Below are 8,456 nucleotides of genomic sequence, written 5' to 3' on the forward strand. Positions count from 1 at the left end.
GCATGAAACCGGTTCATTATACTTATTTTCCATAGTAACAGAAACAAAAATCTCAGCCCACTAACCCGGCTTATAAATTAAATGATAGCAAAGTCTGGCGTTCGCTGCCGGAAATCGCCAATTTTTGTGGTAGATTTTAAGGTCACCCGACCTTCACTTGGAAAGGAAGTTCTGCTATGTCCTCAACGTTTCCGACCGTTACGGTCCTCGACATCCCCTTTATTAACACCACCACCGCGCAATTCACGGCGGCCGTGCAACGCCGCATCGTGCAGCAGCAAAACACCTTCGTGGTGACCGCCAACCCCGAGATCGTCATGTACGCCCACGATCACCCGGACTACCGGGACGTGCTTCAATCGGCGGACTACGTGACCCCCGATGGCATCGGCATCTTGAACGGTGCCCAGATTTTAGGCGACCCCCTGCCCGAGCGCATCACCGGTTTCGACACCCTCCAGGCCCTGCTCCAATGGGGCAGCGACCAGCACCGGTCGGCCTACTTGGTGGGCGCTAAACCCGAAGTGATTGCTCGGTTGAAAACCATCCTGCCACAACGTTACCCCGGTCTCAATATCGTGGGGCTTCGTGACGGGTATTTCCAAGATGCCCAGGCCGTCGCCGACGACATCGCGGCCCAAGCACCGGACATGGTCTTCGCCGCTTTGGGCTTTCCCAAGCAGGAACAGTTCATCGCGACCTACCGGCACACCACGCACGGCCTGTGGATGGGCGTGGGTGGCAGTTTCGACGTCTTAGCGGGCACGGTGGCCCGGGCGCCAGAGTTCTGGCAGAAACACCACCTGGAGTGGTTCTACCGCACGGTCAAAGAACCCAAGCGCCTGAAACGCATCGCGGTCATTCCCCACTACCTACGTCTGGTCAAGCAACAGGCCAAACGCCAAAGATCCTAAATAGGCCCTCTTAATGTAAAAGTGACCATTATTCCAAATTCGGGAATAATGGTCACTTTTACGTTCAACGGCGCAAACTGCCCGGGTACGCGGTTGCGTGTTACTTTTCCAAGTAAAATTCGAAGCGTTCCCCCACGTACTGGGTCCGGACGTATTCGAACGGCGTGCCGTCCTGGAGATACGTCACTTGCCGTAACCGCAAAATGGCGTCTCCACGCTTAATGTTCAGGTATTCCGCGATTCGTTCGGACGCCGACATGGCCGAGACCGTTTGTTGGGCCTTGCCCGGGTTCAACTGTTTCTTATCTTCCAAAGCCCGGTAGAGGGAGCTGGTAACTTCCTTTTTGTTTAAGCCCTTGACCAACCGATCCGGGACCGTGGCGACTTCAAAACAAATCGGCACGTCATCGCCGTAACGAATCCGTTCCATTCGCAGAACTAGGTCGTCTTCATGGAGCTTGAGTTTCTCGGCTTCACTGAGCGACGGACTCATCACGTGGTAGGAAATCGTCTTACTGGACGGTTGTTTGCCCTGGGCCAGCATTAGATCGGTAAAGCTGGTGACCCCGGACATCTTTTCTTGCACCTTTTGGTTGGCCACGTAGGTCCCCGAGCCCACTTGGCGTTCGAGGATTCCTTCGTCGACCAGGGTCTGAATGGCCTGCCGTAGCGTCATCCGACTCACATCAAAATCGCGTGAGAGCTCCCGTTCAGATGGGATTCGGTCCCCCACGGCCCACTTACCGGCTTCGATGGCCCGTTTAATGTCGTTATGAATTTGAATATAAATCGGTGAACTCACAGCACCCAACATCCCTTCTAGATCTTTTTAGGCCGTGGTGTGTGCGAACTTACGCCCCAGACTGTAGGTGGCTTGCAAGTGCAAGTCTCGTGTCATCAGGTTCAAGTCGGCATCGCGACCCACGGTTAATTTACCTTTTTGTGTCAAACCGAATTCTTCGGCTTGGTTGACCGCGCTCATCTGCACGGCATCGTTGACGTCACACCCCGTAAAGGCGATCACGTTACGGAAGGCTTCGTCGTAACGTAACACGGAGCCGGCCAGGTTGCCGCTTTCGAGGCGGGCTTGCCGGTCCTTGACGATGACCTTTTGCCCGCCTAGTTCGCTCACGCCTTCGGGCATTCCCTTGGCCCGCATGGAGTCCGTGACCAGTTCTAAGCGGTGAGGCCCCTTTTGTTCGTAGGCCAACTTGATCATGTCCGGCACGATGTGGAAGCCGTCACAGATGATTTCACAGTACAAGTTGTCTTCGAGCATCGCGTGGCCGGTCACCCCGGGTTCGCGGTGCCGTAAGCCCCGTTGCGCGTTGTATAAATGCGTCACGTGGGTGGCCCGACTATTCAGCAACTGTTCGCGCGTCGCGTTGGAATGACCCACGGACGGCACGATGCCGTTAGCTAAACAGTAACTCTCGAACTTAGCGGCCCCCGCATCCTCTGGCGCATAGGTGATCAATTTCACCCGGTGACCGGACAACTGGTTCCACCGTTCGAGCAAGGCCACGTCGGGGTCCTTGATGTACTTTTCGGGTTGGGCCCCCTTGAAAATCGCCGCGATGAACGGACCTTCCAAGTGAACGCCTTGAATCACGGGATTTTCTTCGGCCGCCACCGCGATACCCTTCATCGCGTGATCGATGGCGTCGTTAGACTGGGTCATGGTCGTGGGGAATAATGAGGTAATCCCTTCGTTGACCATGTCGGTGACCATCTCGTTGATCTGATCAGGGTCCCCATCCATACTATCATAGCTGTACCCCCCATGACTATGGACATCGATAAATCCCGGAACGATCGTTTGGCCCGTCACCACGTGAATCTCATCGGCGGGACGGGGGCGAAAATCGGCGACCGGTCCCACGGCTTCAATCTGACGGTCAAACCGAATGTACCCGTCGTCAATGACCTCGTCACCGGTGTAAATCTTGGCGTGCTTTAAGACAATGCTCATGTTTCTCCTCCTCAGTTAAGGCTCAAGCTATCAACATTGTCATTATAATCGGTATAGACCAGCGTTGCAACCCACAAGTTAGTGACTATTGGCATTATCCTTGGCTACCGTAGCGTCGATACCCTTGACCACCGCCGTCATCAGCCCGGCCTCTTCCATTGCGAGTAGCCCCGCCACGGTACTGCCGCCCGGTGAGGCGACCTGGTCGATCAGGGCAAACGGAATCTTGTCGCTCTTTAAGATCATTTTAGCCGACCCCAGCGTGGCTTGCGCGGCAATCTGGGTGGCCTGTTGCTTGGTCAGACCGTACTTGACGCCGGCCCGACTCAAACTATCGATAAACAGGTCAACGTAGGCCGGTGAACTCCCCGCCAGGGCGCTGAAGACTCCAAACTGATCTTCGGCTAATTCGGTGGTGGTCCCGATGGCGCCAAAGACCCCTAAGGCGCTGGTCAGTTTGCCCCCGGTCAATTGGGCGTTAGCCGCAACGGCCGTCATGCCGGCCCCAATCTCAACGTTGACGTTGGGCAGGGTCCGTAAGATCGGCACGTTCGGCCCGACCAATTGGGCCATGGCATCGAGCGATAGGCCCGCCACGATGGAAATCAGCGTGGTCTGGCCGTCCGCTAACTGGTCTTTGATCTCGGTCAACACGGCCGGGGCAACGTTCGGCGTCACCGCCAAGACCACCAGATCGCTTTCCGTAACCACTGCGGCGTTAGTTGGGGCCGCCATCAAATGGTGCTGTGTCGCGTAAGGTTCGTAGCTTTCCTGACGGTGGCTGTGGACAATAATATCTTCCGGTAAAAAGGCTTTAGCTTGTAATAACCCACCAATAATTGCTTGGGCCATGCCGCCCACCCCGATAAATCCAATGTTCATCCTGATTTCCTCCTTGGTAACTGGCAACGTGCGTCGGCCCCGATAATCCCACCGACCATGACAGCGAATACATTTTAGGACAGTCCCTACTGGTCTAGGACCGGGTTACCGGCAACGGTAATCTTAGGCTTCCCATTAAGCTGACTGGTCTGGTTTCGTAATTAGTTCGACTTTAGCGAAAAAAGCGTGACTTGTCAATTTTTTCCAGAAAAAAAGGAACTCAGTCCGATGACTGAATTCCGTCCGAGGTGATGCTCCTGATTGGGCTAGCTGGGTTCGAACCAGCGCATCACGGGATCAAAACCCGTTGCCTTACCACTTGGCTATAGCCCAATAAAAATGGAGGGGAGTGGATTCGAACCACCGAACCCGAAGGAGCGGATTTACAGTCCGCCGCGTTTAGCCAGACTTCGCTACCCCTCCAAAAAACTTGAAACGTCGTAACGAATCAACTTCACTATCATACAAAAATCTGCATAAACCGTCAAGCCTTTTTGCAACTTTTTTTAATTTAGGTCCAAAATTCTTAACCGGCGTTGCCATTCCGTGAAGTAATCCAGGGTCTCCCACTCGTTGATCCGTCGGTTGTGGTAGCCCAGCGCCTGATTGTAGTACCAGGTGGCGCCCAGATGTTGGGGCCAGTAGTGGCGGTGAAGGTGGCCAAACTGAACGGCCGCCACGTGGTACTCGGCGAACAACTCACCCAAGCGCGGACTGCCCATCAACGCGTTGGCCATGTTCCAGAACCGATTGTCTTGGGTGTATAAAATAAATTCCCGGCGCGGCACAAAGTGGGTCATCACCAATACCTTTTTCCCCAGTTGTTGGGCCTGGTCTAATTGGGCCGTTAATTGCGCGTAGACCCGCTCGAAGCGCTGGGCATCGCTGAGGTCTTGGGGAATGCTCCCATCGACCCAAAATGCATTTTTCCAGGCCAAAAAGTTGCGGCCGGTCAGGTTGTCGGCAAACCCGTAATCGTACCACCCGTTATTCCCTAGAATACGCCAATCGGTGCCCGGCAGGTCCAACCATTGGTGATGTAGGTAAGTGGGCGTTAGCGGCGTTTCTAGGGCCGATTCGGTGACGTCGTGAAGCATATCGTGGTTGCCGGCAACGAACCGCACCTGTGCCGGTGCCAGTTGGCGCTGCAGGTCCTCGGCAATCTCCACGGACTGTGCGAAATGGTTGGTCAGGTCCCCGGCAATCAGGTAGACCCCCACGCGCTGTTGTTTTAAGTAGGCCACTTGGCGGGGCACCATGGCGCGTGGATCGGTCTGGTTAACGTCGAAGTGTAAATCGCTGATCAAGGCTACTCGAACCATCGGTCGGCCCCCTTTCCATAAAAAAATGCCACGCTAGTTTGGTCTAGCGTAGCACGTTTTCATCATTAATGGGGTTATTTAATCCCCGCCATTAAACTCTTGATTGGTTTAACTAGGGCAAACAGAATGACCCCAGCGACTAAGGCCACGATGGCAACCCCCATGAAGTAGGCGCCTTCGTTCCCTGGCGTGTAGAGCTTAACGATTTGCGCGTTGACCGCTTGGCCGGCAGAATCCGCTAAGAACCACATACTCATCATTTGTGACTGGAAGGCCCGTGGTGCTAACTTGGTCGTCACGGACAATCCGATTGGCGAAATCAGTAATTCGGCGATTTCAACCACGGCCCAGCTCCCCACTAACCAGAGTGGGCTGACCTTGGTGCCCGTCCCAAACATGGTTACGGGAATCACCATGATCAGGTAAGAGACCCCGGCAAAGATCATCCCAGTGGCAAACTTGGCTGGTGAACTTGGTTGGTTCTTCCCCCAACGATCCCACAACATCGCAAAGATTGGCGTGTAGATCAGGATGAACAATGGGTTCAGTGACTGGTACCAAGCTGGCAAGATGTGAAGCCCCAGGAAGTTGTTGTTAGTCTGGTTAGCCGCGAATAAGGCTAAGACGGATGACCCTTGTTCTTCGATGGCCCAGAAGATAGCGGCCGCGATGAACAGGCCTAAGTAAGCCCACACGTGTTTCCGTTCGGTCGCCGTAACCTTCTTACTGGTCAAGAAGACCGTGAAGTAAACGACTGGCGTGGCAATCGCGATGATCGACAGTAACAGCACGAAGTTGTTGATGTTCAGGGCGCCTAAGATGCCCATTAATAACAGCACTAAGCCAAAGGCGACTAACCCAACGATGACCCGCACCGTTAACTTCTTCATGTCACCGGGTTCCAACGGATCGGTCGGGTACAAGCTGTCCTTGCTCAGGTACTTGCGACCGCCCAACCAGTATTGGACCAAGCCCAGGAACATCCCGATAGCGGCTAAGGAGAACCCTAAGTGGAAGTTGTAACTTAACCCTAACCACCCAACTAAGTATGGGGCGACCAAGGACCCTAAGTTAATCCCGAAGACGAAAATCGTAAACCCTGAATCTCGTCGTGGATCCCCTGCATCATACAGGCTCCCAACCATTTCGGAAACGTTAGGCTTTAACAGACCGGTCCCTAAGACGATCAATAAGATAGAAACGAATAAGGCCATTTTACCGGCAGGAACCGATAACGCAATGTGCCCGAACATGATGAGGACCCCACCGATAAAGACGGTCCGGCGACTTCCCCAAACCCGGTCACTTAAGTATCCGCCTAAAACTGAGGACAGATAAACCATGGAACCGTAGATGGACATCACTGAGGCGGCGGTTCCTTGATCGAACCCCAAACCACCCTTAGTGACGGAATAGTACATGTAGTAGATCAGGATGGCGCGCATCCCGTAGTAACTGAACCGTTCCCACATTTCGGTGAAGAACAGCGTGGATAACCCACGTGGTTGGCCAAAGAATGATTTATCTTGGCTGACTTCCGATTTGTTATTCAAGTTGATAATACCTCCATTGCATTCGTCAAAAACTATATTTATGCTCCGTAAGGAATAACGGTCGGCCGCAAAGTGTATGAATATCTCATAGGCCTCTCATAAAACATAGTGATAATTATAATCCATGAAGGGTTATTAAGCAACGTTTTTCGGAATGTAAACGCCTTCATAGCCGTTAAAACCTCATTCGAATAATGAATAAAAAATTAGCTATCTCATGCAATCTTCTTATTTTTTATTCATTTCCGTCTTAAAAACGCTTCCGTTTAAATGAACGGTTCACCCCTTAATTTAACGTAAAAAAATTCAGCCTCTAGGGGCTGAATTTTTTAGCATGCACTCGAATCTGACAATAATGCTTGAACTAACTCATAATTGCTCTCAACGGCCATGAGCGTATCCATGGCGTGGCAAGTCAGAACATCTGGTGACTGTTGTTGATCGGCCAGACGGGCCGTTAATTGATTTTGTGCCTGATGTGCCGTTACCAGATGATGATGTCCGGGCTGTAAGTTCAACGTCTGCCCGTGCTGGTGTGCGGCAATCGCTTGCAACAACGCCTGTTTCGCCTGACCGGCAGCCAGTAAGACCTGCATGGCCAGCTGCGCGTTACTCGGGGTCATCTTATAAGCTGGCAACGGCTGGAGTCGTGACTAAGTCCAGCGTTTGACTGGCAAATTTAACCAGCGCTTCGCTGTTCAACCACCCGTAAATGTCGTTAGGAATGACCGCTACGCGTAGGTCAGTGGTGTAGGCTTCGATTTGGGCGTGGTAGGCGGCCTGCGGGGCCATTAAAACCAGATCCTGTTGTGCCAATAATTCCGGGGTCAGTTCCGCAAAACTGGTGGCACTAAAGTGTAATGGCGCGTGCCGGGTTTCAGCGACCCGCTTGGCTTCCCCTAAAAACAAGTGACTAGAAATTCCTTGACCGCAAACTAACAAAACGTTTTTCATAATGCGCATCTCCATATTCGTTCTTCGATAAGTTAAGAATAGCACTAACTGAGGTAGACCACAATAGAAAAATCACAAAAATCAATATTTAAAAAACCGCTTTAATTGCCGCTTTCAAGGCATATCTTTGGCTAGACCAATTTTTATATATTGACCTATACCATTTATGTAACCGGTTCCATCGTTTAAAATCAACCGTCACCGCCCTTTTGCTCGGTCCGCGTTGCTGCTTTGGCCTTAACGTCATGGCAATATTGACGACGCAGTATTCCCTGGCTCGATCTCTTGACCCCGTCTTCTCGGCCTAACGTGTTTTTTGACGGACCGGCTCACGGCTGATAGGCTAACTCACCCGCTTTGAGGGACTGGACAACAAAAAAGCACTGACCGTTTGGTCAGTGCTTTTACAGGATGCCGGCTGAGGAATTCGAATCCCCGACCCTCGGTTTACGATACCGATGCTCTACCAGCTGAGCTAAGCCGGCATACTTGCTAATATTCTAGCACGACTCCGGCAGGCGGGCTCGAACCGTCGACAACCTGATTAACAGTCAGGTGCTCTACCAACTGAGCTATGCCGGAATAATCGCGTGGCAACGTCCTATCCTCGCAGGGGGCGATCCCCCAACTACTATCGGCGTGCTGAAGCTTAACTTCTGTGTTCGGCATGGGAACAGGTGTATCCTTCAGGCTATCGCCACCACACTATTGAGAGCTTATTCCCTCAAAACTAGATATTACCAATTTATCTTCTTTGAGAACACCATTACTTGGTTAAGTCCTCGACCGATTAGTATTGGTCTGCTTCACGCCTCACGGCGCTGCCACTTCCAACCTATCTACCTGATCATCTCTCAGG

At 52.5% G+C, this 8,456-nt stretch carries 8 protein-coding genes, 4 tRNA genes and 2 rRNA genes; 1 reads left to right on the plus strand and 13 read right to left on the minus strand.

Going from position 1 to position 8,456, the window contains the following annotated elements:
* Nucleotides 1-176: 176 nt before the first annotated feature.
* Nucleotides 177-914, plus strand: a complete 738-nt coding sequence (locus tag FD38_RS09565) for a WecB/TagA/CpsF family glycosyltransferase (RefSeq protein ID WP_057733651.1) — start codon at nucleotides 177-179, stop codon at nucleotides 912-914.
* Between the two features lie 100 nt (nucleotides 915-1,014).
* On the opposite strand, the gene FD38_RS09570 is transcribed toward FD38_RS09565, so the two are convergent.
* The 13 genes from FD38_RS09570 to FD38_RS09630 all read right to left on the minus strand — a co-directional run.
* The gene (locus FD38_RS09570; protein ID WP_087742774.1) at nucleotides 1,015-1,716 is read right to left on the minus strand and encodes a GntR family transcriptional regulator; all 702 of its coding nucleotides are present in this window, start codon (nucleotides 1,714-1,716) and stop codon (nucleotides 1,015-1,017) included.
* A gap of 27 nt (nucleotides 1,717-1,743) precedes the next feature.
* A complete protein-coding gene (nagA, locus tag FD38_RS09575) occupies nucleotides 1,744-2,886 on the minus strand; it encodes an N-acetylglucosamine-6-phosphate deacetylase (protein WP_057733655.1) in 1,143 nt (380 codons plus the stop codon).
* Nucleotides 2,887-2,964: 78 nt separating this feature from the next.
* Nucleotides 2,965-3,768, minus strand: a complete 804-nt coding sequence (gene proC / locus FD38_RS09580) for a pyrroline-5-carboxylate reductase (protein WP_057733657.1) — start codon at nucleotides 3,766-3,768, stop codon at nucleotides 2,965-2,967.
* Nucleotides 3,769-4,029: 261 nt separating this feature from the next.
* Nucleotides 4,030-4,101: transfer RNA gene (locus tag FD38_RS09585), tRNA-Gln, on the minus strand.
* A gap of 7 nt (nucleotides 4,102-4,108) precedes the next feature.
* Nucleotides 4,109-4,191, minus strand: a tRNA-Tyr gene (locus FD38_RS09590).
* Between the two features lie 83 nt (nucleotides 4,192-4,274).
* On the minus strand, nucleotides 4,275-5,090 hold the full coding sequence (locus FD38_RS09595; RefSeq protein WP_057733660.1) for a metallophosphoesterase: 816 nt from the start codon (nucleotides 5,088-5,090) through the stop codon (nucleotides 4,275-4,277).
* Nucleotides 5,091-5,164: 74 nt separating this feature from the next.
* Nucleotides 5,165-6,643: a peptide MFS transporter gene (locus FD38_RS09600; RefSeq protein ID WP_057733661.1), complete on the minus strand. Its 1,479-nt coding sequence runs from the start codon at nucleotides 6,641-6,643 to the stop codon at nucleotides 5,165-5,167.
* 329 nt (nucleotides 6,644-6,972) lie between these two features.
* Nucleotides 6,973-7,281 carry a PTS lactose/cellobiose transporter subunit IIA gene (locus FD38_RS09605; RefSeq protein WP_147007867.1) on the minus strand — a complete coding sequence of 103 codons (309 nt, stop codon included), beginning with the start codon at nucleotides 7,279-7,281 and terminating at the stop codon, nucleotides 6,973-6,975.
* A complete protein-coding gene (locus FD38_RS09610; RefSeq protein ID WP_057733667.1) occupies nucleotides 7,268-7,597 on the minus strand; it encodes a PTS sugar transporter subunit IIB in 330 nt (109 codons plus the stop codon). The genes FD38_RS09605 and FD38_RS09610 overlap by 14 nt, the downstream gene beginning before the upstream one ends.
* Before the next feature lie 412 nt (nucleotides 7,598-8,009).
* Nucleotides 8,010-8,082 (minus strand) — tRNA-Thr (locus FD38_RS09615).
* Nucleotides 8,083-8,106: 24 nt separating this feature from the next.
* Nucleotides 8,107-8,179: transfer RNA gene (locus FD38_RS09620), tRNA-Asn, on the minus strand.
* A gap of 6 nt (nucleotides 8,180-8,185) precedes the next feature.
* A 5S ribosomal RNA gene (gene rrf, locus FD38_RS09625) occupies nucleotides 8,186-8,302 on the minus strand.
* Nucleotides 8,303-8,367: 65 nt separating this feature from the next.
* Nucleotides 8,368-8,456: ribosomal RNA gene (locus tag FD38_RS09630) — 23S ribosomal RNA — on the minus strand; the annotation flags it as partial.

This window comes from Levilactobacillus zymae DSM 19395 (genome assembly GCF_001434115.1).
GTDB lineage: Bacteria > Bacillota > Bacilli > Lactobacillales > Lactobacillaceae > Levilactobacillus > Levilactobacillus zymae.